The sequence below is a fragment of the Mesorhizobium sp. ES1-6 genome (genome assembly GCF_020164775.1).
Taxonomy (GTDB): Bacteria; Pseudomonadota; Alphaproteobacteria; order Rhizobiales; family Rhizobiaceae; genus Mesorhizobium.
This window is the reverse complement of sequence record NZ_JAIUGU010000001.1, coordinates 395,149-421,413: the sequence shown is the minus strand read 5'-3', so window position 1 is coordinate 421,413 and position 26,265 is coordinate 395,149. Positions and strand designations below refer to the sequence as shown.

Genomic DNA, 26,265 nt, shown 5'->3' with positions numbered 1-26,265 from the left:
GGATCATTGAGAGGAAGTGCACGACATGACGAGCCTGAACAGCAATGCGTACCGCCTGTCGGTCATGGCCGCGGGCGTGGTCGGCTTCCTCGGCGCGGGCCTGCCTTCGGCTTCCGCCCAGCAGCAGCCGCAGATTCCACAGGGCTGGTTCAAGGCCTGCACCAAGCAGGAAGACGTCGACATCTGCAACGTCCAGAACATCGTCACCGCTGGCAACGGCCAGCTCGTCACTGGCGTCAGCCTGATCGAGCTCAAGGGCAAGGTGAACCGCAAAGTGTTCCAGGTGACCGTCCCGACCGGCCGCCTCGTGCCTCCCGGCATCGGACTGCAGATCGACACCGGCAAAGCCCAGAAGCTCGACTATGTCATCTGCTTCCCGGATCGTTGCGTGGCGGAAGTGCCGCTGACCGACCAGCTCGTCGCCTCGTTCAAGAAGGGTCAGGGCATCACGCTGACCTCAATCAACTTCCAGAACCAGGCCAACCCGATCAAGATCGCGCTGCAGGGCTTTAGCGGCGCCTATGACGGCCCGCCGCTGCAGCAGTCGGATATCGAGGACCGGCAGAAGAAGCTGCAAGACTTCGTCGCCAAGAACAACCAGGACTTCGCCAAGAAGCTCAAGGACGAGCAGGACAAGGCGAAGACCGCCAACTGATCGTCCGTCACCGGGTCATTTCAAGCCAAGAAAAAGCGGGGTCCTTTGCCCCGCTTTTTTCGTTCCCGGAATGCCGCATGTCTCGGGCGGTCAGTGCCTGGATTGCCGTTTCGGCGCGTAGCGCCCATCCGGCTTCTTGTCGAACATCTCCTTGATCTGCGGGTGGCGGACCGGCTCCCCCGACTGGTCCTCGAGCAGATTCTGCTCGGACACGTAGGCGATGTATTCGGTCTCCGAATTCTCGGCGAGCAGATGATAGAACGGCTGGTCCTTGCGCGGCCGCACGTCGGCTGGAATGGCCTCGTACCATTCGTCGGTGTTGGCGAATTGCGGATCGACGTCGAAAATAATGCCTCGGAATGGAAACAACCGGTGGCGAACCACCTGTCCGATCGCGAATTTGGCCGTTTTCATCGTACTCACCACTGAATTCCTTGGCTTTATCTGGCGCAGACTCCGAGTCAATTCAATCCCGGCACGCTTGACGCGCCTTTAAGCTACGGGCTAGCCCCGTATGAAGGTTTCTAGCCAAGCGTTCAAATGTCTGACGTCGTCGGTCTTGTTCTTCCGTTCTTCGGCCTGATTTTCGTGGGTTTCCTGGTTGCGCGCATCACCAGGCAGCCGCTGGAAGCGCTCGGCTGGATGAACACCTTCATCGTTTATGTCGCGCTGCCGGCGCTGTTCTTCCAACTGCTTGCCAAGACGCCGTTCGAAAATTTGACGGAGTGGCGTTTCATTTTCGGCTCGGTCGTTTCGACCTATCTGATATTCTCGTTGATGTTCGTGGGATCCGTCCTGCTGTCGCGCGGCGAGATCGCGCAGTCGACCATCAAGGCGCTGGCGGCGGCCTATGGCAACATCGGCTATATGGGTCCCGGGTTGGCGCTGCTGGCTTTCGGCGAAGAGGCGGCCGTGCCGGTCGCCCTGATATTCTGCTTCGAAAACATCATGCATTTTGCCGTCGCACCGATGATGATGGCGCTGTCGGGCGCCGAAGAGACGGCTCCGTCCAGGCTTGTGCTGGGCGTCTTGCGCAAGATTGTGCTGCATCCGTTCATCATCGCGACCGCGCTCGGCGTCGGCGCCGCCTATATCGGCTTCAGGCCGCCCGTGGCGGCGGATCGGTTCCTGGAATATCTTTCCCGGGCCGCCGCACCTTGCGCGCTGTTCGCCATGGGCGTTACGCTTGCGCTAAGGCCCCTCAACCGGGTGCCGCATGAGGTGGGTGCGATCGCGGTGCTGAAACTGATCCTGCATCCGCTGCTGTGCTATGTAATGTTGAGTTGGATCGGCAATTTCTCCGGGACCTGGGTGTTTTCGGCGGTGCTTCTGGCGGCGTTGCCGACCGCAACCAATGTCTTCGTCATTGCCCAGCAATATGGCGTCTGGGTGCAGCGCGCCTCCGCGAGCATATTGATCACGACCTGCCTCTCGGTGGCGACGGTGACAGGACTGCTTTATCTGATCCGCCACGGCGTGCTAGCGCCGGACCTGTTTCCCTAGACCGCCGCCAAGTGCGGCAAAGCCGCTGCCGGGACGAAGTCCTTCCCGCATGAAGAATGCGCGTAGCGGCGCAAAGCCGCCAAGCACGCCGAGGCCAGCGCCGCGTGCCATCTGCGCCGGCAGCATGTCGGAAAGAAGCGACATGTTGAGCAGATTGACGGCGGTGCTGCGCGCCAGAATATCTGGCCGGCGTTTGAAATCGTAGGCTGCAAGCGCTTTCGTGGCGCCGGGATCTTCGCGATTCTCGGCTGCGATTCCAACCAGATCGTCGATGTCCCTGATGCCAAGGTTGAGACCTTGCGCCCCGATCGGCGGGAAGACATGGGCCGCCTCGCCAACAAGCGCCACCCGTTCGCGCGCGAACCGAAGGGGGGTGGCGGTCGAAAGCGGATAGATTTGGCGGCCTGGCTCGACCGAGACCCGACCGAGCATCGATTGCATTTGATTCTCGACCCGAAGCGAAAGCGTTGCATCGTCCAATGCGGCGAGTTCATTGGCGGTCTCGGGCTTCACCACCCAGACGAGGCTCGAGCGATTTCCGGGCAGCGGAACCTGCGTGAACGGGCCGGTCTCGGTGTGGAACTCCGTCGAGATGAAGGCATGGTCGCGGCTATGATGGAAATTGAGCACCAGCGCTGCCTGTGGGTAGCAGCGCGAGGCGGTCGAAATGCCCGCCGCCTCGCGGGCCGGCGACTGGCGTCCATCGGCGGCGACCGCGAGCGATGCGCTGACCTCGCTGCCGTCGGCGAGGTCGGCATGGGCGCTGTCGGCGCCGAGATGCCAGGCCTTCACTATCGATCTGCGCCATTCGATCCCGGAATGCGCGGCCACCTTGCCGGCAAGCGCCGGGCCAAGGACGCTGTTGGGCAGGTTCAGGCCAAACTGGTCCTCGTCGATCTCACTGGCGCGGAAGGTGACGACGGGGCTGCGGATCAGCCGGCTGGTCGCATCGACGATGCGCATCATTTTCAAGGGGGCGGCCCTGGGCTTGATGTCTTCGAGAACATCAAGCCGCTCGAGCACTTTGAGGGCAGGGTTCATGAGCGCCGTCGTGCGGCCATCGGGGGCCAAAGCATCGGGGCCGACAAGCGTCACCGGGAACCCGGCGCCGGCGAACGCGAGCGCGGCGATCAATCCCGCCGGCCCAGTGCCGGCGATCAGTATCCGCGCTGTTTTCTGATGCTCCAAGATCGGCTTCCGGCTTGCGATGCGAGGCGGCCCACCAGACCTGCCAGTCGTTGAGCATATAGGTCAGATCATGCGGCTTGATCAACGCGGCGATTCGGCCCATTCGGGTGTCATGACCGGCCAACAGGACGACTTCAGCCATCTCGACCGCGCCGGCCGCGCCACGGCTGATATTGCCCGCAACCCGCGCTTGACGGTCAATGTCGTCGTTGGTGCGGGCATAGCACTGGCCTGGCTGCTGCTTGCCGCGATGGCGATTCGGGGCGCCGAAGCCTGGGGCGGGGCGCCCGGCGATACTCTGCTGCGCGGCCTGCCGCAGCTGCCGTTACCGGCCGTTCTCGAAGGGTTCTTCGCACTCTGCCTTTCACCAGCGCCGCTGGGTGGAAGCATCGGTCCGCGCGCCCTGGCGCTCACCCTGATGTGGTTTTTGATGGCAATCGCCGCGATGCTGCCGTCCGCCGCGCCAATGATCCGCACTTATTGCGAGATCGCCGATACGGCGCGGATCAAGGGGGAGCCAGTCGTTCATCCGCTTGTGCTGGTTGCCGGCTACCTCAGCGTCTGGTTCGCCGCCTCGATGCTGTTTGCGGCACTGACACTTGCCGTGCACGCATTGGCCGGTTCCGGAGGGATGTTCGATCCGGTGCTTGGCGTAGCCGGTGCGCTCGCCTTGCTGCTTGCCGGCCTCTACCAGTTCAGCGGCCTCAAGGACGCCTGCCTGAAGAAGTGCCGGAACCCGTTCTCGATCCTGTTTTCGAACTGGAGCGCACGACCCACCCGTGTCTTCCGGCTCGGCGTCGCGCAAGGTATCTGGTGTCTGGGATGCTGTTGGGCATTGATGCTGGTGATGTTCGCCGTGGGCGTGATGAACATCTTCTGGATGGCGCTGATCGGCGTGTTCACCCTGATTGAAAAACAGACGACGGGCAGTCTTCCAACCCGACTGGCTGGTGCGATACTGCTTGTCTGGGCAGCCGCGCTGCTAGTAGTCTCGCTGCGACTGGGGGGAATTCGATGACTGATCCGGGCTGGGCAATGAAAGGGGAGCTCGTACTCTCCTGCAATTGCACGGTTTTCTGCCCTTGCGTGCTGTCGCTCGGCAGTCACCCTCCGACCGAGGGCTATTGCCAGACCTGGGCGGGTTTTCGTATCGACGCCGGTCATTTCGGTGAGGTCGACCTGTCCGGTCTCAATCTTGGGCTGATCATGGAAATCCCCGGTTACATGAGCCGCGGCAACTGGACCGCGGGCCTGTTCATTGATAGCAGAGCCTCGATCTACGCGGTCAAGGCATTGACCAAGATCTTCACCGGCAAGGCCGGCGGGACCACATCGCTGCTGTCGATCCTGGTCGGCAAATTCCTGGGTGTAGAACAGGTGCCGATCACCTACGAGACGCGGGACAAGACGCGTATTTTCCAGATACCGAAGATCATCGACGGCGCGGTCACGCCAATCGCGGGCAAGGACCGCGAGAAGGATACGGTAATCACCAATTCCGAATATTGGATCGCGCCGGAGATCATCGTGGCCCGGTCCGACAAGAGCAAGATGCGCGCCTTTGGCCGCAACTGGAATTTCGCCGGCCGCTCGGCCGAGATATGCAAGCTGGATTGGCGGGGCCCGTGAGCAAGAACACAAAGGCCCGCAAGATCGCCGGGAAGATCACCGAGCGGATTCCACGGCCGAAGAAGAAGGTCACCTGGCCGCAGGCGCGCGCCTTTTCGGTGCATCTGCTGACCGCCTCCGGTTCGTTCCTGGCTTTCCTGTCGCTGGTGGCGGCGAGCGAGGAGCGCTGGACGGCCATGTTCTGGTGGCTCGGGCTGGCGCTGTTCGTCGATGGCATCGACGGGCCGATCGCCCGAAAGCTGGAGGTCAAGGAGATCCTGCCGACCTGGTCGGGCGAACTCCTCGACAACATTATCGACTATGTGACCTACGTGCTGATCCCGGCCTTCGCGCTCTATCAACGCGGCTTCATGGGCGAGGGCCTGTCGTTCCTGTCGGCGGCGATCATCGTCGTCTCCAGCGCGATCTACTATGCCGACACCGGCATGAAGACGAAGGAGAATTTCTTCAAGGGATTCCCCGTGGTCTGGAACATGGTAGTGTTCACGCTGTTCGTCATCGAACCGGGACAATGGGTTTCGTTCGCGGTGGTGGTGGTGGCCGGCGTTCTGACGTTCGTCCCGATAAACTTCATCCATCCGGTGCGGGTGGTGCGGCTGCGGCCGCTCAATCTCGGCATGACGCTATTGTGGTGCGCCTTCGGCGCGCTCGCGCTCGCGCAGGCGGCGCTCGCCGCCTTCTACGACCAGATCGGCGTGCTGGGCGAGCAGGTCGGCACTTTCACCAAGATCGGCATCACCATCACCGGGCTCTATTTGGCCTGCATTGGCGGCATCATGCAGTTCTTTCCAAACCTCGGTGCCAAAAAGGCCTGATCAGCCTCTCTTCAAGGAATCCTCTCCATGTCCAAAGCCATCCGCATCCACGCCAATGGCGGCCCCGAAGTCCTGACCTACGAGGACGCCGATCCCGGCCAACCGGGTTCCGGGCAGATCCTGATCAGGCATACCGCGATCGGTCTCAACTTCATCGATGTCTATCATCGCTCGGGCCTCTATCCGCCGCCCGGCGGATTTCCGCTCATTCCCGGCAGTGAAGCCGCCGGCGTGGTGCTGGAAGTCGGTCAGGGCGTCGACTGGCTGAAGCCGGACGACCGGATTGCCTATGCGGTGACGACGGGCGCCTATGCGCAAGAGCGCGTCATCGATGCCAGCAAGGTCGTCAAGGTGCCGGACGGCATCAGCGACGAACAGGCCGCCGCCATGATGCTGAAGGGCATGACGGCGGAATATCTGCTGCGCCGGACCTTCAAGGTGAAGGCAGGCGACACCATCCTGTTTCATGCCGCGGCCGGTGGCGTCGGGCTCATCCTGGGCCAATGGGCGAAGCATCTGGGAGCAACCGTCATCGGCACCGCCAGTTCGACTGACAAGATCGAGCTCGCCAAAGCCCACGGCTTCGACCACGTCATCAACTACAAGGAGCAGGATTTCGTCGCCGGCGTCGCCGCCATCACCGGTGGCAGGAAATGCGATGTGGTCTACGATTCGGTGGGTAACGACACATTTCCAGCCTCGCTCGACTGCCTGAAGCCGCTCGGCATGTTCGTCAGCTTCGGCCAATCCTCCGGCCCGATTCCGCCATTCTCGATGTCGCTGCTGGCGCAGAAGGGCTCGCTGTTCGCCACCAGGCCGACGCTGTTCGTCTACAATGCGAAACGCGAGGATCTCGATGCGTCCGCCGCGGCGCTGTTCGAGGTCGTGCTCAGCGGTGCCGTCGAGATCAAGATCAATCAGCGCTATGCTCTGAAGGACGCCGGCAAAGCGCACGCGGATCTCGAGGGACGTAGAACGACAGGCACGACCATCCTGGTTCCCTGACGGAAGTCTGCCTTGGTTTTCAGCGCACTGCCGCAACCGCGGGCATGGTTGCACAGGAAAAGTGGCGTGCCACGCCCTTGTGCGAAGAGGACTAATCTTTGCCCTTGAGTTTCCGCTGAAATTCTTGAAGCTCTTTCAAGTTGGGTGCTGCTTTCGCATGAGAGCCGGCCGCGCATACGATGCTTGCGGGAACACAGAACATGTCCGGCAATCCGGATGGGAGGCACTGTGAGTGCAAATCATGATGGGGCGAACCTGCTCGAGGTTCGTGGCCTGACCAAGATATTCGGCACGCTGACAGCGTGCGATCATGTCGACCTCAACATAGCCAAAGGCGAAATCCACGCTTTGCTAGGCGAGAATGGCGCCGGCAAATCGACGCTGGTCAAGATGCTGTTCGGCTCGCTGGAACCCAATTCCGGCGAGATTTTCTGGAACGGCCAGGCGGTGCGGATCACCAGCCCCGGCGTCGCCAAGAAGCTCGGCATCGGCATGGTGTTCCAGCATTTTTCGCTGTTCGAGGCGCTGACGGCCGCCGAGAACATCGCGCTTTCCTTGGACGACGGTTCCCCGATCAGCAGCATCGCGGCCAAGGCGAGGGCGCTTTCCTACAGCTATGGCCTGCCGCTCGATCCGGAATCGCTGGTCGGCGATCTGTCGGTCGGCGAGCGCCAGCGTATCGAGATCATTCGCTGCCTGCTGCAGACGCCGCAACTCATCATCCTGGACGAGCCGACATCGGTGCTGACGCCGCAGGAAGCCGACAAGCTGTTCGAGACGCTGGAGCGGCTGCGCGCGGAAGGCAAATCGATCCTCTACATTTCGCACCGGCTCGAAGAGGTCAAACGCATCTGCGACCGCGCCACGGTGCTGCGGCACGGCAAGGTGGTCGGTCACTGCAACCCGCGCGAGGAGACCGCCGCTTCGCTTGCCCGCATGATGGTCGGCAGCGAGGTGCAGGCCGTGGTGCGGGCGCCGGTCGAGGGCATCGAGACCGCGCAGCCGCTGCTCGAAATCCGAGGCCTCGATCGCAAGCCGGCAACGCCGTTTTCCATTCCGCTCAAGAACATCAGCCTCAATGTCCGCGCTGGCGAGGTGATCGGCATTGCCGGTGTCGCCGGCAATGGCCAGGGCGAGTTCTTCGAATCCGTCTCGGGCGAGGTTTTGCAGCAGGATGCCGCCTCGGTGCGCATTCGCGGCAAGGACGCCGGCGGCCTCACCATCACCGGGCGGCGCCTGCTGGGAGCCGCTTTCGTCCCGGAAGAGCGTCTCGGCCATGGTGCCGCGCCACGCATGAAACTCTCCGAAAACCTCCTGCTGTCGCGCCATGCCACGGACGGCAAGGCTTTTGTCGGCACCGGCGGCATGGTCAAGGGCGGCGCCGTCTACGCCGCCTCGCAACGCATCATCGAGGCGATGGATGTGCGCAAGAGCGCACCGGATCCCGAAGCGGCAGCACTTTCAGGCGGCAATCTGCAGAAGTTCATCGTCGGCCGTGAGCTCGACCGCCGGCCAAGCGTCATGGTGGTGAACCAGCCGACATGGGGCGTCGATGCTGGCGCCGCCGCCCACATCCGCCAGGCGCTGATCGAACTGTCGCGCAGCGGATCGGCGGTGCTGGTGATCAGCCAGGATCTAGACGAGTTGTTCGAGATATCCGACGCGATCGCGGTCATGCACAATGGCGAATTGTCCAGGCCGATGCCGATCGCCGAAGCGACTTTCGAGAAGGTCGGCTTGCTGATGGGCGGCGCCGAGCCTGGCCACGCCGAACATACGTTGGAGACGGCATGATGCGCCTCGAACTCGTCAAACGCCCGCAGCGCTCGGCGCTGTTTTCGATGCTGTCGCCCTTCATCGCCTTCGCGCTGACCATCATCGCCGGCGCGATTCTGTTCGCGCTGCTCGGCGTCAATCCGCTCAACGCCTTCAAGATCTATTTCATCGAGCCGATCAGCCAGGTCTGGCAGTTGCATGAGCTGGCCATCAAGGCAGCACCGCTGATCCTGATCGCTGTCGGCCTGTCGGTCTGCTACAAGGCCAACATCTGGAACATCGGCGCCGAGGGCCAGTTCATTTTCGGCGCCATATTCGGCTCGGCCATTCCGGTGCTGTTCCCACAGTTCGAAGGCCCGCTGGTGCTGCCGCTGATGCTTCTGCTCGGCATGGTCGGCGGCGCGGCCTATGCGGCGATCCCGGCCTTGCTCAAGACGCGGTTCAATACCAACGAGATCCTGACCAGCCTGATGCTGGTCTATGTCGCACAGCTCTTCCTCGACTGGTTGGTACGCGGCCCCTGGCGCGATCCGCAGGGACACGGCTTTCCGCAGACGATCCAGTTCGGCGATTCGGCCGTGCTGCCGGAACTGATGCCCGATGCCGGGCGCGCCAATTGGGGTTTTGTGTTCGCCCTGGTTGCCGCGGTGCTGATCTGGATCCTGATGGGCCGCATGCTCAAGGGTTTTGAGGTCCGCGTGCTGGGCTCCAGCCCAAGGGCAGGGCGCTTCGCCGGGTTCGGCCTCAACCGCATGGTGTTCTTCGCCTTCCTGCTGTCGGGAGCGCTGGCCGGTCTTGCCGGCATCTCGGAAGTCTCCGGCGCCATCGGCCAGCTTCAGCCGGTGATCTCGCCCGGCTACGGCTTCACCGCCATCATCGTGGCCTTCCTCGGCCGCCTCAATCCGCTCGGCATCATCGGCGCCGGTCTGGTGCTGGCGCTGACCTATCTCGGCGGCGAGGCCGTGCAGAGCGCGCTCGGCATTTCCGACAAGGTGGCAAGGGTGTTCCAGGGGATGCTGCTGTTCTTCGTGCTCGGCTGCGACACGCTCATTCATTACCGCATCCGGTTGATCGGCCTGGCGCTGACGAAACAGGAACCCGCCGCGAAGCTCGAGGCCGCGCCCAAGCTGAAGGAAGCCCGCTGATGGACATCACCGTCAACATCCTCCTGACCATCGCCACGGCGGCGACACCGCTGTTGATCGCGGCGATCGGCGAACTGGTGGTCGAGCGGTCCGGCGTGCTCAATCTGGGCGTCGAAGGCATGATGATCATGGGTGCCGTCGGCGGCTTCGGAGCCGGCTATCTGACCGGCTCGCCCTGGATCGGCCTTGTGGCGGCAATCGCCATGGGAGCGCTGTTCTCGCTGTTGTTTGCCGTCATGACCCTGTCCCTAGCCACCAACCAGGTGGCGACCGGCCTGTCGCTGACGCTGCTCGGCCTCGGCCTCTCCGGCATGATCGGGACGAGCTTCGTCGGCCAGCCTGGTGTCAGATTGCCCAACCTCGACATTCCTGTGCTGACCGACATTCCGGTGATCGGCAAGCTGCTGTTCGGCCAGGATCCTATCTTCTACATCTCGATCGCGCTGACATCAGCCGTGATGTGGTTCCTGTTCAAGACGCGTACCGGGCTGACCCTGCGCTCGATCGGCGACAGCCACACATCGGCGCACGCGCTCGGCATCAAGGTCATCCGCTACCGCTACCTCGCGGTGATCTTCGGCGGCGCCTGCGCTGGTCTGGCCGGCGGCCACCTTTCGCTGGTCTACACGCCGCAGTGGGTCGAGAACATGTCCGCCGGACGCGGCTGGATCGCGCTGGCGCTGGTGGTGTTCGCGTCGTGGCGGCCATGGCGGGTGCTGGCTGGCGCCTACATCTTCGGCGCGGTGTGGATCGGCCAGCTCCATGCACAGGCTTTTGGCATTCCGGTGCCCTCGCAGATGCTTTCTTCTCTGCCCTATCTGGCAACGGTCGTGGTTCTCGTTCTAATCTCGCGCAACAAGCGTCTGACGATGATGAACACGCCGGCATCCCTGGGGCAGCCATTCGTTCCGGATCGTTGACAACAAGAACAAGACGGGAAGCTCCAAGGCTTAACTCAGAGAGGTAACACAATGAAAAAACTGCTTATTGCCCTGATGACCACGACCGCTGCAATGTCGCTGGCGGTGTCCGCGGAGGCTGCCGACAAGTTGAAGGCCTGCTGGGTCTATACCGGTCCGATCGGCGATTTCGGCTACTCCTATCAGCATGACCAGGGCCGGCTCGAAGTCGAGAAGGCGCTCGGCGACAAGGTCGAGACCGCCTATCTGGAGAACGTCTCCGAAGGCCCCGACGCCGACCGTGCCTTCGAGCGCCTGGCGCGCGAAGGCTGCAAGATTATCTTCGGCACCTCGTTCGGTTTCATGGACGCCGAAGTGAAGGTCGCCAAGAAGTTTCCCAAGGTGATGTTCGAGCATGCCACCGGCTACAAGACGGGGGACAATCTCGGCATCTACAATGCGCGCTTCTATGAGGGCCGCTACGTGCTTGGCCAGATCGCCGCCAAGGAATCGAAGTCCGGCGTCGCCGGTTACATCGTCTCCTTCCCGATCCCGGAAGTGGTGATGGGCATCAATTCCTTCATGCTCGGCGCGCAGTCGATCAATCCGAACTTCAAGGCCAAGATCGTCTGGGTGAACTCGTGGTTCGATCCGGGCAAGGAAGCCGATGCCGCCAAGGCGCTGTTCGACCAGGGCGCCGACATCATCGTCCAGCACACCGACTCGACCGCTGCCCTGCAGGTGGCCGAAGAGCGCAAGCTGCACGGCTTCGGCCAGTCGTCCGACATGATCAAGTTCGCGCCGAACGCGCAGCTGACATCGCTGACCGACGAATGGGGTCCGTATTACATCAGCCGCGTACAGGCCGCCATCGACGGCAGCTGGAAGCCGGACAATGTCTGGCTTGGCATCAAGGACGGCGCGGTCAAGCTCGCGCCCTACACCAACATGCCCGACGACGTGAAGGCGATGGCCGAAGCCACCGAAAAGAAGATCGCCGGCGGCTGGAACCCCTTCACCGGACCGATCGCCAAGCAGGACGGCTCGGCGTGGCTGAAGGATGGCGAGGTCGCCGATGACGGCACGCTGCTCGGCATGAATTTTTACGTCAAGGGCGTCGACGACAAGCTGCCGCAGTAAGGCGGCACTTCACATTCCGAATAGGAAAGGGCGCCGCGAGGCGCCCTTTTTCATTGCCTGGAGAATCGACGGACAGCTCAGACAGCCGAGCCGTAGAGGTCGTAGGCGTCGGCGCGCTCGATCTTGACGGTGACGATGTCGCCGGCGCGCATCGGACGGCGCGATTGGATGTGAACCGAGCCGTCGATCTCCGGCGCGTCATATTTGGTGCGGCCCTTCGCCGACGTGCCATGCGCCTCGTCGATCAGCACCGGCAGGCGCTTGCCAACCTTCCTGGCCAGTTGCGTCGCCGAAATCTTCTGCTGGCGCTGCATGAAGCGATGCCAGCGCGCTTCCTTGACCTCCTGCGGCACCTGCTCGAGCCCGAGATCGTTGGAGCGGGCGCCCCTGACCGGCTCGTATTTGAAGCAGCCGGCACGGTCGATTTTCGCCTCGTCCAGCCAGTCGAGCAGCATCTCGAAATCCTCGTCCGTTTCGCCGGGGAAGCCGACGATGAAGGTCGAGCGGATGGCGAGATCGGGGCACACGTCGCGCCAGCCGCGGATGCGTTCAAGCGTTTTTTCGCCATGCGCCGGACGCCGCATGTTCTTCAGCACCTGCGGCGAGGCATGCTGGAACGGGATGTCGAGATAGGGGAGGATCTTGCCGTCGGCCATCAGCGGGATGACGTCGGCGACATGCGGGTAGGGGTAGACATAGTGCATGCGCACCCAGATCCCGAGCTTGCCCAGTTCCTCCGATAGATCGAGGAACTTCGCCCGCACTTCACGGTCGCCGAACATCGACGTCTGGTACTTGATATCGATGCCGTATGCGCTGGTGTCCTGCGAGATGACGAGCAGTTCCTTGACGCCGGCCTTGGCCAGTTTCTCGGCTTCGCGCAGCACATCGGCCGCCGGCCGTGAAACGAGGTCGCCGCGAAGGGCTGGAATGATGCAGAAGGTGCAACGGTTGTTGCAGCCTTCCGAAATCTTCAAATAGGCATAGTGGCGCGGCGTCAGCTTGACGCCCTGCGGTGGCAGGAGGTCGATATAGGGATCGTGCGAGGGAGGCGCCGCCTCATGCACGGCTGCCATTACGCTTTCGTAGGCCTGTGGCCCGGTGATCGCCAGCACATTGGGATGCTTCTCGCGGATCACGTCAGGCTCGGCGCCCAGGCAGCCGGTGACGATGACCCTGCCATTTTCCGAAAGCGCGGAACCAATGGCATTGAGCGACTCGTCGCGGGCGGAATCGAGGAAACCACAGGTGTTGACGACGACGAGGTCGGCGCCATCATGCTTGCGGGCGATCTCGTAGCCCTCGGCCCGCAAACGCGTGATGATGCGCTCGGAATCGACAAGGGCTTTGGGGCATCCGAGACTGACGAAGCTGACGCGCGGGGCGGACATGGGCGATTTTCCAATGGACGCGTACCGGAACACAGATCCGGCTCGCAGTCTCAACATATAACGGTTTGCATGGCTCCTGGCAGGAGCTCAATTCGGGCGGCGCAATAGCACGGCTTGCCCAATCAGGCAAACGGAGCCCGCGCGCCAGCCAGTATCTCAGTGTCCGCTGGACCCGAACCACGGTGACAGGAAGGCGAAATGCTCGGGAAATTGCTGTACGGCCCCGTCCAGCAGCATCTTGACCGCGACATAGAGGATGATCACCAGGCCGATATAGGCAATCCAGCGGTATTTGTGCAGCAGGCGCGCGACGAACGACGCGGCAAAGCCCATCAACGCGATCGACAGCGCCAGGCCGACAATCAGCACGGTCGGATGGTTCATCGCCGCGCCCGCCACGGCGAGCACATTGTCGAGCGACATCGAGACGTCGGCGATGACGATCTGCCAGGCGGCCTGTGAGAAGGTCTTGCTTGGCCCCTTGCCGCCAACGACTCCATCCTTGTTGAAGTCGCCGTTCGACAGCGCCTCGGTGGCATCGCGCTCGTCGTCGTGGCTGACACGCAATTCGCGCCACATCTTCCAGCAAACCCACAGCAGAAGCAGGCCGCCGCCGATAAGCAGCATCGGCCCGATGGTCAGCAGCCATTGCGTGATCAGGGCGAAGAAAATGCGGAGAACCGTGGCGGCCGCGATGCCGACAAGAATGGCGCGTTGGCGTTGGCTGGCCGGCAGACCAGCCGCGGCGAGGCCGATGACGATGGCATTGTCGCCCGCCAGCGCAAGGTCGATGGCGATGACCTGAAGGAGAGCCGAAAAGCCAGCGGCGGTAAATATTTCCATCGACCTGGAAGCCCTTCGTGGAGTGTTCGTCGTCGATCGTCCGAACGGGCCTAAAGGCAGGGTCCGCTGGCGTCAAGTCGCAGCTACGGACAACGCCGGAAAACCATTTTGGTGGCAGTGGAATTACGGGAGATTTTCAACAACCCTGGCGGCAAGCCAAATGTCGGCGCAGGCCTGCGAAAAACTAATCGTAGAGATTGTACTTCGCCCAGTCGGCTTCCGGAATCTCATCGCCGATGCGGTAGCGCAGTTGCAGGACTTCCATATGGTCCGGCCCCGTCTGGCATTTGAATTTCAGCCGGTACCACTGTCCCTTGCTGCGGAACGCCGCACCGGGGCTTCGGATCGCGTCGGCGCTCATCTCAGGCGTCGCGAAGGCGTAGGCGACGACGCGGTCAGCCTTGAACTTGCGATCATCATGGGTGATCCGGTCCAGGATTTCGGCATCGCAACGCTGCTCGAGGCGGGTCTGCGGATCAAGTTTCATCAGTCCGGCGCGCAAGGCATTGTCCATCGCACTGGCCGGAAAAGCCAGCGTCAGGGACGCGATGGCCATCATGCAGAGTGTCTTCATGGGCGCGACAAGCAGCATGTTTTGTCTGAAAAATCAACCAACGGGGGCGATTCATGCTCACCAAACCCCGGCATTCAGAGGTCCGGCGCAATCAAAATCTCGTGTCGGGCCTCATCGTGCGGGATCTGCGGCCAACGAAGCAGCGAGGCGCGGCCGGCATCCGTGAGATCATAGAGACCGCGCTCGACCCTTGCGAACCAACCATAGACATTGTGCTGCAGAATCTTCGGTGCGATCGGCGTCACGACTTTCAGATCGCGCGGCCGTTTGGGGCCGTCGGCAAGCGCGGCGGCACAGGCGAGGGCACTTTGCCGGTAGGCGGTCATGATCGGATTGCGCGATCCGCCGCCAGCCACCGGATCGCCGCGACGACGCTGGTGCTCGTCAACGAGGCGAGAACGCCGTCGCGCATTCTTACGAGGCGCCAAGGCGATCGGACTGAGAAGCACTTCGACCCGATCATTGGCGGTTACGCCAATCAAGCCGAAGCCGAGCCGGCGGCAAAGGTTGCGGAACCTGGCATCGCTTTCGCGCCCTTTACCGCGCGCCGACATGCGCGCCGCCAGCCACACTTCATCGCACGCAGCCGCACGGTCGACGCCCTGCAGAACCAGTTCGAGGTTGAACTGCAGCTTCAGCTCGCAGATGACGACGATCGGCGGCTCCCCCTCGCGTAGCGCGACGATATCGCAGCCGCCGATTTCCCCTTTCACGACGAAGTCGAGATTTTCGAGGAACCGCTTCACCGGCGCATAGAGTGAGGTCTCGTTCATATCGCAAGATCTAGCCGATTCGGCGTGAAAAGCCCCCCGGAGATGGTGGCGCGCGCCCGCCAGAGCGGGAATCCGGAACGCTGTGTGGCAGGGCTCAAGGATGAATTTTTTCGACGAAAGCCAACAGCACGCGGTTAAACTGTTCGGGACGCTGCAAGGGCGCGAAATGACTGACGTCGGGCAGCATGATCAATTCCGATGCCGGTATGCTGCGAGCCAGATAGGTGGCGTGCTCGTCCTTGATAAACTCGTCGTGCTCGCTTTGGACGACCGCAACGGGCACGCGGATCTTTCCCAGTTCGGCCGCGTAATAGTTGGGTTCGCTCTTCATCATCAGGCCGACAGCTTCGACAAACGCATCGAATTGACCTGGGGTGGCCGACAGCTCGGCATAGTCCTTTTTGTGCCGGCCGAAACACCGCTCGATGACCGGACTGGCCTCGAAGTCCTTGGTCCCGCTGGGATCCATATTGCAACCGAAGAAGAACACACCCGCGATGCGATCGGCGGCCTTCATGCCAAGGATCAGGGCAACGCAGGCGCCATCACTCCACCCCGCCGCGATAGCCTTGTTCAATTGCAGGCGATCCATCACCGCCAGGACGTCCGAAGCCATCAGTTCGTATTTGTACGGCCGCTCGTCGCGGGTGCTGCGTCCATGGCCTCGGCTGTCGATGGTGATGACCTGATAGCCGTGCCTGACCAATGCGGGGACCTGAAATCCCCAATTGCCGCTATGGCCGAGGCCGCCATGCAACAGGATCACGGGATAACCCGTCCCAAACGTCGCATACCGGATTTTCGCACCATCGTGCTCCACCTGGCCTTGCTCCGTAGCGACCGGCAAAGGGGCAGCGCCATGCGCTTCGAATTTCTTGAGGTCGTCGTCGCGATAATCCATGCCGTACAGCCTCGTGGCAAATACACCGGGCCTACATTCATTGCTGGCACCCGCCGAGACCACCCGCGAGGGAATCTCTCCTGCCATTGGTCGACACGAGGGCGAGATTGTTGCCTAACCGCCGATATTGACCGCGCTTGTCGCCGCCTGATCCTGGCTGTTTCGCGGAGGCTGGCTTTCATGGAGGGCTTCGCTGTCCGGCACTGCCGGATTCGATCGTTTCCTGCGGGGTCGCAGCGGATAGCCGATCTGTCCGAAGTAGCTGGAGGGCACTGGATCATCGACGCCATACTTTGCGGGCACCTTGTTGCCGGTGGCATTGTACGTGCCGAAAACCACGTCGAGGAAGGGCAACTGTCCGGCGAAGTTCTTGTCATAGGCTTCGCGCTGGTTGGCGTGGTGCCAGCGATGGAACTGCGGGCTGGCGATCAGCCATTTCAAGGGGCCGAACGGAATGCGCAGGTTCGAATGAACAAGCAGCGTGTGCCAGAAGTAGATGGCGGAAAACACGGCGATCGAGGTTTCGGAGAAGCCGAGAAAAAAGATCGGTGTCAGCGAAATAGCCTTCGTGAGCAGGGCGTCGACGGGATGAGAGTGGAATGCACCGAGCCAATCCAGTTCCTCGATGCCGTGATGAACCGCATGGAACTTCCAAAGCGCGGGAATCTGGTGAAACGCACGGTGTGCCCAGTAGACGCCGATATCGGTGATCAGGATGATTTCGGCGACCTGCAGCCAGATGGGCTGACCGCCGACCGCTTGCGTTATCGATTGCGGGACCAGCATCGCGGCGGCTTCGAGCGTGTTGGCCGCTATCAGGATTATTGCCGCTTTTATGACGAGGCCGTTAAACAGCACATAGATCAAGTCCACGCCCAGGCCCTTGCGCAGGATCTTCTGCGGCCGCTCGGCAAACAGATGCTCGAACGGAATGAAGATCAGCGCACAGATCAACAGCCCCTTGATGCCAAAGATGTCCATTCGACCGCTTCTATCGCCTTGCCTTTGGCCAGCGCCACTCGCGCTTCAGCTTTCCGACAGAACCACATGTCTCCTTTCCAAAGGCTTGACGCAGGCCTCCAGGGTCGCGCCCGCGAGGCTGGTCATGAGACAAAGGCGCTCGCCGGTGTCACATCCTTGTCGCAACCCGACGCTATCTGGTCGGCGCGCGCTTGATGAACGCAGCGAAACGCGCGTCCTCCCAGGACTAACCCCTCCGGTCCCTGCCGGTGGGGTTTTTCATTTCGAGAACCATATTGTCGGTCGCGAGTTGTCCTTGCTATTGTGGCACTACGGTCAGCACAGGAACGCCCATCATGGACGCAACTGAATTGAGTGCGATCGGCGACACCCTCATGAGGATCGTCACGCCCGACATGTCTCCCAAGCAGCTTGTCAAAGCTGCCCGGAAGGCCCACCCCAAGGCCTCGAAGAAGGATATTGCGAGAGCAGCCTTCTTCTCGATCATCGCAAACGCCGATCAGGATATCGGCAAGGCCAGGAACCTGCAGGCATTTGCCATCGCGGAACGCACACAGCAGTCCGATTGAGCAGGTCGGGGCCTTGGCATTGCGATAGCTTGCAATCGCCGCCTAATACGCCTTCATTGCCGCGGACGGCGCGTTGAAGGCCAAGCTTCTGCACGGCGCGAAGTAAGCAGGGAAATCCGGCCAGGTGGCCTTCGCGCAGTCTTTCGCGGTGGCGACAGGTTCATCGGGCGGAACGTTCGATGCCTGCGTGGACGCCGATGAAAAAAGCAGCGTTTGGGTGGTCAATGCCGAGACGGCGGCGACTTGTATGAGGAGCGCGGCGAAGGCGATATTTTTGAGCATGCGCGACAACGCGCCTACCTGTACAACGTTCCAGCCAGTGGGCTTGGGCTTTCTTACCGATTTTCCGGGCAGGTAACGGCTACGTCACAAGCGCAAATAGCCGTCTTGGGGCAATTGAAGTACATGGTTCTGGCGGAGGGAGTGGGATTCGAACCCACGGTGAACTTGCGCCCACGCCGGTTTTCAAGACCGGTGCCTTAAACCGCTCGGCCATCCCTCCGGTGACTGCCGGCACTGCTCTAGTGTGCCCGGCAAAGGCCTGTCAACCGGCTTGCGTGAAGCGGCCCTTCTCCAAGCCCCGGACAGGACAAGCAGCGTCACAATCTTGCCCGGTTCCGGCCACAATCGCTTAATACCGTGATAAACAATTCCTGCGCACAAAGGATCGAGGTCCAAGACGTCGTTGACATTGTCGAGTGAGCGCTTGGCGCCTCCGGTGGTCGGATACGACGTCGTTTGGTAGAGACTTTAGGGGGCAATCAAGAATGCAGGCTGTGACGCATCCGCGTCTTCGTCGCGTTGCCACGGTTGCGTTGCTTGCGGCGTCGGCTGCATTGCTTGCCGCTTGCGCGTCGCAGCCCGAGCCGAAAGGCATGGTCTACAAAAAGACCCGCTCCAAGGAATATTTCGCCGAGACGGAATATGGCGTGAAGGCCAGCCCGCGCGTTGCCTTCATGCGGCGCGGCGGCGGCCGCGACCAGCTTGGCAAGCCCTATCAGGTGCGCGGCAAGTGGTATTATCCCAAGGAAGACAAGAAGTACGCCAAGGTGGGCCTGGCCTCGTGGTATGGCGATGCCTTTCATGGCCGGCTGACCGCCAATGGCGAAGTCTATGACACGGCACAACTGACGGCCGCGCATCCGACCATGCCGCTGCCCAGCTATGCCCGCGTCACCAACCTCGAAACCGGCAGTTCGGTCATCGTGCGCGTCAACGACCGCGGCCCCTATCACGAGGGCCGCATCATCGACGTCTCGGAGCGGGCGGCGCAGATGCTCGACTATGACAAGGTCGGCACCGCGAAAGTGAAGGTCGAATATGTCGGCCGCGCACCGCTCGACGGCAATGACGACCAGTATTTGATGGCCTCCTACCATCCAGGCAACCGGATACCGGATCCATCGGATGGCTTGCCGACCGGCGTCATGGTGGCCATGAACGGACCGTCGCCAAGCCTTCCTGTCGGTGCTGCCGCCGTGCCGTTTCCAGGCCAGCTGACCGATGCCGGAGCCTCGGTGCAGGGACAGATGTCCGTGCAGTCGCCGGCCTTCGGCGATCTGCCGCTGCCCGATTTTGGACCGGTTGTGCCCGAGCGGCCGGAGATCGGCTTGCCGGCGCAATCGCCCTTTGCCATGGCATCGCTATCCTATGCCGATGAACGCGTCCATCGCGCGGATGTCTTTGCCGCGCTGGACGACAGCGGCATGTCGCCCGCCGACATACTGCGGTCGTGGAAAAAGACCAGCCGCCAAGCGGCGCCGTCCAGCTCCGACTATGTCGCCGCCGGCACGTTCGACGATGCCGCCGAAGCCAAGCGTGTGGCCTCGGCACTGAAGCCCTTCGGCAGAATAGAGATCCAGCGGTCCGATCTCGACGGCAATGACTGGTACGCGGTCAACCTCTATCCGGACGGTCATGGCGGCCTGGACGAGTTGCTGAAGGCGGCATGGTCGCATGGCGCGCCCGACGCGCTGGCCGTGCGCGACTGATCCAGATCCGGCCGCCGTCGGCAGTTGATCCGTCGCCGAAAAAGCCCGATAGTTTCGGCACGCCGGAGGGGCCGGCCAACGGGTCGAATTTCATGCAGTTTCGCTTGCTTCCGCCTTTTGCCGTTTTTTTTCTCCTCAGCCTCCTGCTTACGCTTTCGCCGGCCCGCGCGCAGCTTTTCGAGACCAAGGCCGCACAGGCCTTCATGATCGATGCCGACACCGGCACGGTGCTGTTTGCGAAAGATGCCGACAAACCCATTCCGCCGGCCTCGATGGCCAAGCTGATGACGATGGAAGTGGTTTTCAACGCCCTCAAGTCCGGGCGCCTCAAACTCGACGACACGTTCGTGGTCAGCGAGAACGCCTGGCGCAAAGGTGGCGCGCCATCGGGGACCTCGACGATGTTCGCCAAGCTCAAATCGGCGATCCGGATCGAGGACCTGATCCAGGGGGTGACCGTGCAGGCCGCCAATGACGGCTGCATCGTCATCGCCGAAGGCATGGCCGGATCCGAGGACAATTTTGCCGGAGAGATGACCGAACGCGCGCGCCAGATTGGCCTCAAGACGTCGACTTTCGTCAATTCGACCGGCTTGCCGGCCGATGGCCAGCAGACAAGCGTACGCGAACTGGCGCAACTCGCCCTGCATCTGTGGCGCGAATACCCGGATTTCTATCGGTATTACGGCTTGAAGGATTTCACCTGGAACAAGATCTCGCAGAGGAACCGCAACCCTCTGCTGACCATGGATATCGGCGCCGACGGCCTTGCTGTCGGCGCCAGCGAGACATCCGGCTTCGGCATCGTCGCTTCGGTCAGCCACGACGGCAAGCGGGTGGTCGCTGCAATGAGCGGGCTGGCCAATGACAAGGAGCGTGCCGAAGAGGCGCGCAAACTGCTCGATTGGGGCGTTCGTTCGTTCGAGAAGACCGAGATCTTCGCCAAGGATGAGGTGGTCGGGGAGGCGCAGGTCTTTGGCGGTGCGAAATCCGGCGTGACGTTGAAAGCAAAAGGTCCGATCGACATCTTCCTGCCGATCACCAACCGCGACAAGCTGACCGCCAGGATCGTCTACACCGGCCCGGTCGCAGCTCCCGTGGAGGAGGGGCAGCCGGTGGGGGCACTGCGCGTCTGGATTGGCGATACGCTCAGCCAGGAGACGCCGCTGTTCGCCGCCGAGTCGATCGGCGTCGGCACGTTGCCGCAACGAGCCCTCGATGCCGTCAAGGAGCTGGCGATCGGCTGGCTGCGATAGCACCTACGGCATGGATTTTTTCCCGAACGCGGACTATCTAGAGCGCAACAATCCACTCAAACACTGACAAAGGCCTCCCGGTTGGCGCGCGGATTTTTCATCACCTTCGAAGGCGGCGAAGGCGCAGGCAAGTCGACACAGATCGAGCGACTGGCCAGAAAGATGCGCGCCAAGAAGTATGATGTGCTGCGCACGCGCGAACCGGGCGGCTCGCCGGGCGCCGAAGCGGTTCGGCATGTGCTGCTTTCGGGTGCCGCCGAACCGTTCGGGCCGAAAATGGAAGCACTGCTCTTCGCCGCCGCGCGTTCCGATCATGTCGAGCAGGTCATCCGGCCGGCGGTCGAACGCGGCTCGATCGTGCTTTGCGACCGCTTCCTCGATTCCTCGCGTGTCTATCAGGGCGTCACCGGGGGGATCGATCCGGCCTTCATGGCCATGCTGGAACAGGTCGCCATCAACGGCATGATGCCCGACATGACGCTGATCTTCGATATCGACCCGGCCGAAGGTTTGAGGCGCGCGACATTGCGGCGCGGCAGCGATGCCGATGCCGACCGCTTCGAAAAGGAGACGCTGGCCATTCACCAGGCCCGCCGCGAAGCGTTCCTGGCGATCGCGGCGGCCGAGCCGGAACGCTGCGTCGTCATCGATGCGTCCGCCGATCCGGACACGGTGGAGGACGTCGTCACCGCGGCCGTGTTCGCGGCGCTGGAGGCAAGGGCACCCGCGCGCAACAGGCAGGCCGCACCCGTATGATCTTCGAACGCATCGCGCCTGAACAACACGACACGCTGGACGGTGTGCCGGAACCTTCCGAAACGCCGCGTCTGGTCGGGCACGGCCAGGCCGGCTCCATGCTCGCCGCCGCCTATCGCGCGGGAAAGCTTCCGCACGCGCTGATCTTCGCCGGACCGGTCGGGATCGGCAAGGCGACGCTTGCCTTCCATCTCGCCCACCACCTTTTAAAGCATCCGGCCTTCGACCAGGCGCCAGGCAATCTTGCGGTACCCGATCCGGCCTCGCCGCTGTTTCGCCAGATCGCCACCGGGGCGCATCCAGGCGTGCTGCATCTGACCCGCCCGTTGAACGACAAGACCAAGAGCTTCAAGACCGTCGTCACCGTCGACGAAATCCGCAAGGTCAGCCGCTTCCTGTCGCTGACTTCGCACGACGGCAGCTACCGGGTGGTCATCGTCGATCCGGCCGACGACATGAATGCCAATGCGGCCAATGCCTTGCTGAAGAATCTCGAGGAGCCGCCGGCACGAACCCTGTTCATTCTCATCGTCCATGCGCCTGGCAGCCTGCTGCCGACGATCCGCTCGCGCTGCCAGGTGGTGCGGCTGACGCCGCTCGACGCCAACGAACTGATGGCGGTGCTGGAGACCGCGGAGCCGCCGCCGCCGGACGATCCGGCGGCGCGAGCCGCATTGGTGGAGCGGGCAGGGGGAAGCGCCCGCAACGCGATTCTGTTGACGCAGTATGGCGGGCTGGAGATCGCGCAGACACTCGATGGCCTGGTGGCGACGGGTAAGGGCGATATTGGCCGCGCCTATCGCCTGGCCGAAGCCGTCGCGGGCAGAGACCAGGCGATCCAGTTCGACATCTTCAACCGTCGCGCGCTGGACCTTCTGTCGGACGCGGCAAGCCAGGCGGCGCTGGCCGGCAATCTCCAGCGGGCCAAAACGCTGTCCGATACATGGCATGAGGCGCTGGACGCGATATCTGAGACCGACACCTACAATCTCGACAAGAAGCAGCACGCCCTGACCATGATCGACCGCCTGAATTCTGCAATGCGAATGTGACGGCCTTTTTGGTGCATGCCGTTGCCTCAAAACCGGGGCCACTTTTGGTGGCATGCATCGGTCTCGGGATGGCAATCGCCATTCCGATGCGATATCCACCGCCACGGCTTCCATTCAGACATTCATGACGGTTCATTCATGTCACGCGACACATTCTACATCACGACCGCGATTTCCTATCCGAACGGCAAGCCGCATATCGGCCATGCCTATGAGCTGATCGCCACCGACGCGCTTGCCCGCTTCCAGCGGCTCGACGGCAGAAAAGTCTTCTTCCTCACCGGCACCGACGAGCACGGCATCAAGATGCTGCAGACGGCCAAGCGCGAAGGCATTTCGGCGCGCGAATTGGCCGACCGTAATTCCGCCGAGTTCAAGCGCATGGCGACCGCGCTCAACGCCTCCAACGACGATTTCATCCGCACCACCGAGGAGCGGCATTACGCGGCGTCGCAGGCGATCTGGAAGGCGATGGCCGCCAATGGCGACATCTACAAGGGCGGCTATGCCGGCTGGTACTCGGTGCGCGACGAAGCCTATTACGGTGAGGAGGAAACCGAGGTCCGCTCCGACGATGTCCGCTACGGGCCACAGGGAACGCCGGTCGAATGGGTCGAGGAAGAGAGCTATTTCTTCCGCTTGTCGGCCTATCAGGACAAGCTCATCGCGCTTTATGAAAACCAGCCCGACTTCATCGGCCCGGCCGAGCGCCGCAACGAGGTGATGAGCTTCGTCAAGTCGGGGCTGAAGGATCTATCGATCTCGCGCACCACCTTCGACTGGGGGGTGCCGGTGCCTGGCGACGAAAAACACGTGATGTATGTGTGGGTCGACGCCTTGACAAATTACCTCACCGGTGTCGGCTATCCCGATGAAAAGGCTGATGATTGGCGTTTATGGCCAGCCGATGCGCACATCATCGGCAAGGACATCGTGCGCTTCCACGCGGTGTACTGGCCGGCCTTCCTGATGTCGGCCGGCATTCCGCTGCCGAAGCGGGTTTTCGGCCATGGCTTCCTGTTCAACCGCGGCGAGAAGATGTCGAAGTCGGTCGGCAACGTCATCGACCCGTCCACCATGGTGGAACATTACGGGCTCGACCAGGTGCGGTATTTCTTCCTGCGCGAAGTTCCATTCGGCCAGGACGGAAGCTACAGCCATGAAGCGATCGTCAACCGCACAAATGCGGATCTTGCCAACGGTCTCGGCAATCTGGCGCAGCGCTCGCTGTCGATGATCGCCAAGAACTGCGGCGGCGTGGTGCCGAAGCGCGGCGATCTGACGGAAGCCGACAAGGCGATCCTGGATCAGGCGGTCGACGCCCTCGCCACCGCGCGCAAGGCAATGGCCGAGCAAGGCATCCATCTGGCATTGGCGGCGATCTTCGGCGTGGTGGCGGAGGCCGACCGGTATTTCGCCGGACAGGAACCCTGGGCGTTGAAGAAAACCAACCCGGAGCGCATGGAAACGGTGCTTTGGACGACGGCCGAAGTGGTGCGGCGCGTGGCGGTCCTGTGCCAGCCCTACATTCCGGGATCGGCCGGCAAGCTGCTCGATCTGCTGGCGGTGCCCGCCGACGCGCGTGACTTCGTGCATGTTCATGCCGACCATGCACTGGTGTCCGGTACGGCATTGCCGGCGCCAGTGGGGGTCTTTCCGCGTTACGACAAGCCGGACGCGGACGCCTGATGCTCGTCGACAGCCATTGCCATCTGGACTTTCCGGATTTCGCCGAGGAGCGGGCGGCGATTGTCGCCCGCGCCAAGGCCGCCGGTATCGGCCGTATGGTGACGATCTCCACGCGCGTGAAGCGGTTTCAGCAAATCATTGAGATCGCTGAGACTTTCGACGAAGTCTATTGCTCGGTGGGCACCCATCCGCACAATGCGGCAGAAGAGCTCGACGTCACCACCGCCGACCTTGTCCGCCTGTCCGCTCATCCCAAGGTAGTGGCGATCGGTGAAGCCGGGCTCGACTATTTCTACGACAAGGCACCACGCGATGCGCAGGCTCAAGGTTTTCGCGCCCACATCGCCGCCGCCCGCGAGACCGGGCTGCCTCTCGTCATCCACTCGCGCGATGCCGACGACGACATGGCCGCCATTCTCGAGGACGAGACCGGGAAGGGCGCCTTCCCGTTCATCCTGCACTGTTTTTCCTCGGGACGGCGGCTCGCCGAGGTCGGCGTCTCGTTAGGCGGCTACGTGTCGTTCTCGGGTATCCTCACCTTCAAGAACTCGGTCGAATTGCGCGCTATCGCCGTGGATGTGCCGCACGACCGTTTGCTGGTCGAGACCGACGCGCCATATCTGGCGCCGGTGCCGTTTCGCGGCAAGCGCAACGAGCCGGCCTATGTCGCGCAGACCGCCAAGGTGCTGGCCGAGACAATCGGCGTCAGCGAGGCTGCAATCGCGGCAGTGACGACCGACAATTTCTTTCGGCTGTTTGGAAAAATGCCCCTCCCCGACCAGCGAGCGCTCGAGGCATGAGCGACCGGCTGCGCCTGACCATTCTCGGTTGCGGATCGTCGCCAGGCACGCCACGCATCACCGGCGACTGGGGCAATTGCGATCCCGCCAACCCCAGGAACCGGCGCATGCGCACGGCGGCACTTGTCGAGCGCATTGGTGCCAGTGGCGGCCGTACCACGGTCGTCATCGACACCGGGCCGGATTTCCGCGAGCAGATGCTGATGGCTTCGGTCAGGCGCATCGATGGCGTGATCTACACGCACCCGCATGCCGACCACATCCACGGCATCGACGATCTGCGCGGCTATGTGCTGGAGCAGCGCCATCGCATCGACATCCATGCCGACGAGCCGACCATGCTGCGGCTGCGCGAGGCATTCGGCTATTGCTTCGAGACGCCGCCAGGCAGTTCCTATCCGCCGATCGTCGATGCCCACATCATCGATCATGCCAGGCCGGTCGTGATCGAAGGAGAGGGGGGTGCCCTCACCTTCGAGCCGCTGCCCCAGATCCATGGCGACATCATCTCGCTCGGCTTCCGCATCGGCGGCCTCGCTTACTGTCCCGATATCAGCGATTTTCCCAAGACCACCGCGGAACGGCTGCAAGGCCTCGACATGCTGGTCATCGACGCGCTGCAATACAACACGCATCCAAGCCATCTCTCGCTTGGCCAAGCGCTCGACTGGATCGCGGCGCTTTCGCCTGCGAAAGCGGTGCTGACCCACATGCACGTGCCGCTCGATTACACCGCCGTGATGACCGAGACGCCCGACAATGTCGAACCGGCCTATGATGGCATGGTGATAGAAATCCCATACGAGTCAGGACGATAGAGACAGCGGCTCGGGTAGTTTTCAATTTGCCGTTCGAACGTTCGAGAACTCGAAGTCGTGAAGTGTGACTTGAAGTTCGAGACGCTTGCCGCCAATGGCCAAAACGCCGCCAATCC

27 protein-coding genes and 1 tRNA gene are annotated in these 26,265 nt (G+C 62.3%); 18 read left to right on the top strand and 10 right to left on the bottom strand.

Going from position 1 to position 26,265, the window contains the following annotated elements; genetic code table 11:
* The first annotated feature begins 25 nt into the window (after positions 1-25).
* The gene (locus LB564_RS02275) at positions 26-655 is read left to right on the top strand and encodes an invasion associated locus B family protein (RefSeq protein ID WP_015317881.1); all 630 of its coding nucleotides are present in this window, start codon (positions 26-28) and stop codon (positions 653-655) included.
* A 90-nt stretch (positions 656-745) separates the two neighbouring features.
* Here LB564_RS02275 and hspQ read toward each other — a convergent pair whose 3' ends face one another.
* The gene (gene hspQ / locus LB564_RS02270; RefSeq protein WP_027142695.1) at positions 746-1,069 is read right to left on the bottom strand and encodes a heat shock protein HspQ; all 324 of its coding nucleotides are present in this window, start codon (positions 1,067-1,069) and stop codon (positions 746-748) included.
* A 126-nt stretch (positions 1,070-1,195) separates the two neighbouring features.
* On the opposite strand from hspQ, the gene LB564_RS02265 reads away from it, so the two are divergent.
* Positions 1,196-2,158 carry an AEC family transporter gene (locus LB564_RS02265; RefSeq protein WP_224534637.1) on the top strand — a complete coding sequence of 321 codons (963 nt, stop codon included), beginning with the start codon at positions 1,196-1,198 and terminating at the stop codon, positions 2,156-2,158.
* On the opposite strand, the gene LB564_RS02260 is transcribed toward LB564_RS02265, so the two are convergent.
* On the bottom strand, positions 2,135-3,346 hold the full coding sequence (locus LB564_RS02260; protein WP_224534636.1) for a UbiH/UbiF family hydroxylase: 1,212 nt from the start codon (positions 3,344-3,346) through the stop codon (positions 2,135-2,137). The genes LB564_RS02265 and LB564_RS02260 overlap by 24 nt on opposite strands.
* A 70-nt stretch (positions 3,347-3,416) precedes the next feature.
* Between LB564_RS02260 and LB564_RS02255 the strand changes: the two genes are divergently transcribed.
* The 8 genes from LB564_RS02255 to LB564_RS02220 all read left to right on the top strand — a co-directional run bounded on the left by LB564_RS02255 (position 3,417) and on the right by LB564_RS02220 (position 11,755).
* Positions 3,417-4,364: a DUF2182 domain-containing protein gene (locus tag LB564_RS02255; RefSeq protein WP_224534635.1), complete on the top strand. Its 948-nt coding sequence runs from the start codon at positions 3,417-3,419 to the stop codon at positions 4,362-4,364.
* Positions 4,361-4,975: a DUF1326 domain-containing protein gene (locus LB564_RS02250; RefSeq protein ID WP_140701216.1), complete on the top strand. Its 615-nt coding sequence runs from the start codon at positions 4,361-4,363 to the stop codon at positions 4,973-4,975. The genes LB564_RS02255 and LB564_RS02250 overlap by 4 nt, the downstream gene beginning before the upstream one ends.
* The gene (pcsA, locus tag LB564_RS02245) at positions 4,972-5,790 is read left to right on the top strand and encodes a phosphatidylcholine synthase (RefSeq protein WP_224534634.1); all 819 of its coding nucleotides are present in this window, start codon (positions 4,972-4,974) and stop codon (positions 5,788-5,790) included. Before LB564_RS02250 ends, pcsA begins: the two co-directional genes overlap by 4 nt.
* A gap of 27 nt (positions 5,791-5,817) precedes the next feature.
* Positions 5,818-6,795 carry a quinone oxidoreductase family protein gene (locus LB564_RS02240; RefSeq protein ID WP_224534633.1) on the top strand — a complete coding sequence of 326 codons (978 nt, stop codon included), beginning with the start codon at positions 5,818-5,820 and terminating at the stop codon, positions 6,793-6,795.
* Positions 6,796-7,011: 216 nt separating this feature from the next.
* On the top strand, positions 7,012-8,589 hold the full coding sequence (locus LB564_RS02235) for an ABC transporter ATP-binding protein (protein WP_224534632.1): 1,578 nt from the start codon (positions 7,012-7,014) through the stop codon (positions 8,587-8,589).
* Entirely contained in the window at positions 8,586-9,716 is a 1,131-nt protein-coding gene (locus tag LB564_RS02230; protein ID WP_140701208.1) for an ABC transporter permease, read from the top strand. Before LB564_RS02235 ends, LB564_RS02230 begins: the two co-directional genes overlap by 4 nt.
* Complete coding sequence (locus LB564_RS02225) at positions 9,716-10,636, top strand: ABC transporter permease (RefSeq protein WP_224534631.1); 921 nt, start codon at positions 9,716-9,718, stop codon at positions 10,634-10,636. The genes LB564_RS02230 and LB564_RS02225 overlap by 1 nt, the downstream gene beginning before the upstream one ends.
* A 51-nt stretch (positions 10,637-10,687) precedes the next feature.
* Positions 10,688-11,755 carry a BMP family ABC transporter substrate-binding protein gene (locus LB564_RS02220; protein ID WP_140701204.1) on the top strand — a complete coding sequence of 356 codons (1,068 nt, stop codon included), beginning with the start codon at positions 10,688-10,690 and terminating at the stop codon, positions 11,753-11,755.
* A 77-nt stretch (positions 11,756-11,832) separates the two neighbouring features.
* On the opposite strand, the gene rimO is transcribed toward LB564_RS02220, so the two are convergent.
* From rimO to LB564_RS02190, 6 genes are all read right to left on the bottom strand, one after another.
* Positions 11,833-13,146: a 30S ribosomal protein S12 methylthiotransferase RimO gene (rimO, locus tag LB564_RS02215; protein WP_224534630.1), complete on the bottom strand. Its 1,314-nt coding sequence runs from the start codon at positions 13,144-13,146 to the stop codon at positions 11,833-11,835.
* A gap of 156 nt (positions 13,147-13,302) precedes the next feature.
* Positions 13,303-13,989, bottom strand: a complete 687-nt coding sequence (locus LB564_RS02210) for a TerC family protein (RefSeq protein WP_140701202.1) — start codon at positions 13,987-13,989, stop codon at positions 13,303-13,305.
* 184 nt (positions 13,990-14,173) lie between these two features.
* The gene (locus tag LB564_RS02205) at positions 14,174-14,581 is read right to left on the bottom strand and encodes a DUF930 domain-containing protein (protein WP_181173525.1); all 408 of its coding nucleotides are present in this window, start codon (positions 14,579-14,581) and stop codon (positions 14,174-14,176) included.
* Positions 14,582-14,637: 56 nt separating this feature from the next.
* On the bottom strand, positions 14,638-15,336 hold the full coding sequence (locus LB564_RS02200) for a DUF2161 domain-containing phosphodiesterase (protein WP_224534629.1): 699 nt from the start codon (positions 15,334-15,336) through the stop codon (positions 14,638-14,640).
* 94 nt (positions 15,337-15,430) lie between these two features.
* Positions 15,431-16,237, bottom strand: a complete 807-nt coding sequence (locus tag LB564_RS02195; RefSeq protein ID WP_224534628.1) for an alpha/beta fold hydrolase — start codon at positions 16,235-16,237, stop codon at positions 15,431-15,433.
* A gap of 114 nt (positions 16,238-16,351) precedes the next feature.
* A complete protein-coding gene (locus LB564_RS02190) occupies positions 16,352-17,218 on the bottom strand; it encodes a sterol desaturase family protein (protein WP_224534627.1) in 867 nt (288 codons plus the stop codon).
* Positions 17,219-17,553: 335 nt separating this feature from the next.
* Here LB564_RS02190 and LB564_RS02185 point away from each other — a divergent pair, with 335 nt between their 5' ends.
* Complete coding sequence (locus LB564_RS02185; RefSeq protein WP_224534626.1) at positions 17,554-17,787, top strand: hypothetical protein; 234 nt, start codon at positions 17,554-17,556, stop codon at positions 17,785-17,787.
* Between the two features lie 42 nt (positions 17,788-17,829).
* On the opposite strand, the gene LB564_RS02180 is transcribed toward LB564_RS02185, so the two are convergent.
* Positions 17,830-18,069, bottom strand: coding sequence for a hypothetical protein (locus LB564_RS02180; RefSeq protein ID WP_224534625.1), 240 nt, complete (start codon positions 18,067-18,069; stop codon positions 17,830-17,832).
* A gap of 130 nt (positions 18,070-18,199) precedes the next feature.
* A tRNA-Ser gene (locus LB564_RS02175) sits at positions 18,200-18,289 on the bottom strand.
* A 265-nt stretch (positions 18,290-18,554) separates the two neighbouring features.
* On the opposite strand from LB564_RS02175, the gene LB564_RS02170 reads away from it, so the two are divergent.
* From LB564_RS02170 to LB564_RS02140, 7 genes are all read left to right on the top strand, one after another.
* Entirely contained in the window at positions 18,555-19,778 is a 1,224-nt protein-coding gene (locus tag LB564_RS02170) for a septal ring lytic transglycosylase RlpA family protein (protein ID WP_224534624.1), read from the top strand.
* 92 nt (positions 19,779-19,870) lie between these two features.
* Positions 19,871-21,034, top strand: coding sequence for a D-alanyl-D-alanine carboxypeptidase family protein (locus LB564_RS02165; protein ID WP_224534623.1), 1,164 nt, complete (start codon positions 19,871-19,873; stop codon positions 21,032-21,034).
* Positions 21,035-21,115: 81 nt separating this feature from the next.
* Positions 21,116-21,790 carry a dTMP kinase gene (tmk, locus tag LB564_RS02160; RefSeq protein ID WP_224534622.1) on the top strand — a complete coding sequence of 225 codons (675 nt, stop codon included), beginning with the start codon at positions 21,116-21,118 and terminating at the stop codon, positions 21,788-21,790.
* Positions 21,787-22,842 carry a DNA polymerase III subunit delta' gene (locus LB564_RS02155; protein ID WP_224534621.1) on the top strand — a complete coding sequence of 352 codons (1,056 nt, stop codon included), beginning with the start codon at positions 21,787-21,789 and terminating at the stop codon, positions 22,840-22,842. The genes tmk and LB564_RS02155 overlap by 4 nt, the downstream gene beginning before the upstream one ends.
* 138 nt (positions 22,843-22,980) lie before the next feature.
* Positions 22,981-24,531 (top strand): methionine--tRNA ligase, encoded by a 1,551-nt coding sequence (gene metG / locus LB564_RS02150; RefSeq protein WP_224534620.1) that lies wholly within the window; start codon positions 22,981-22,983, stop codon positions 24,529-24,531.
* Positions 24,531-25,331: a TatD family hydrolase gene (locus LB564_RS02145; RefSeq protein ID WP_224534619.1), complete on the top strand. Its 801-nt coding sequence runs from the start codon at positions 24,531-24,533 to the stop codon at positions 25,329-25,331. Before metG ends, LB564_RS02145 begins: the two co-directional genes overlap by 1 nt.
* Positions 25,328-26,149: an MBL fold metallo-hydrolase gene (locus LB564_RS02140; RefSeq protein ID WP_224534618.1), complete on the top strand. Its 822-nt coding sequence runs from the start codon at positions 25,328-25,330 to the stop codon at positions 26,147-26,149. Before LB564_RS02145 ends, LB564_RS02140 begins: the two co-directional genes overlap by 4 nt.
* Positions 26,150-26,265: the final 116 nt, after the last annotated feature.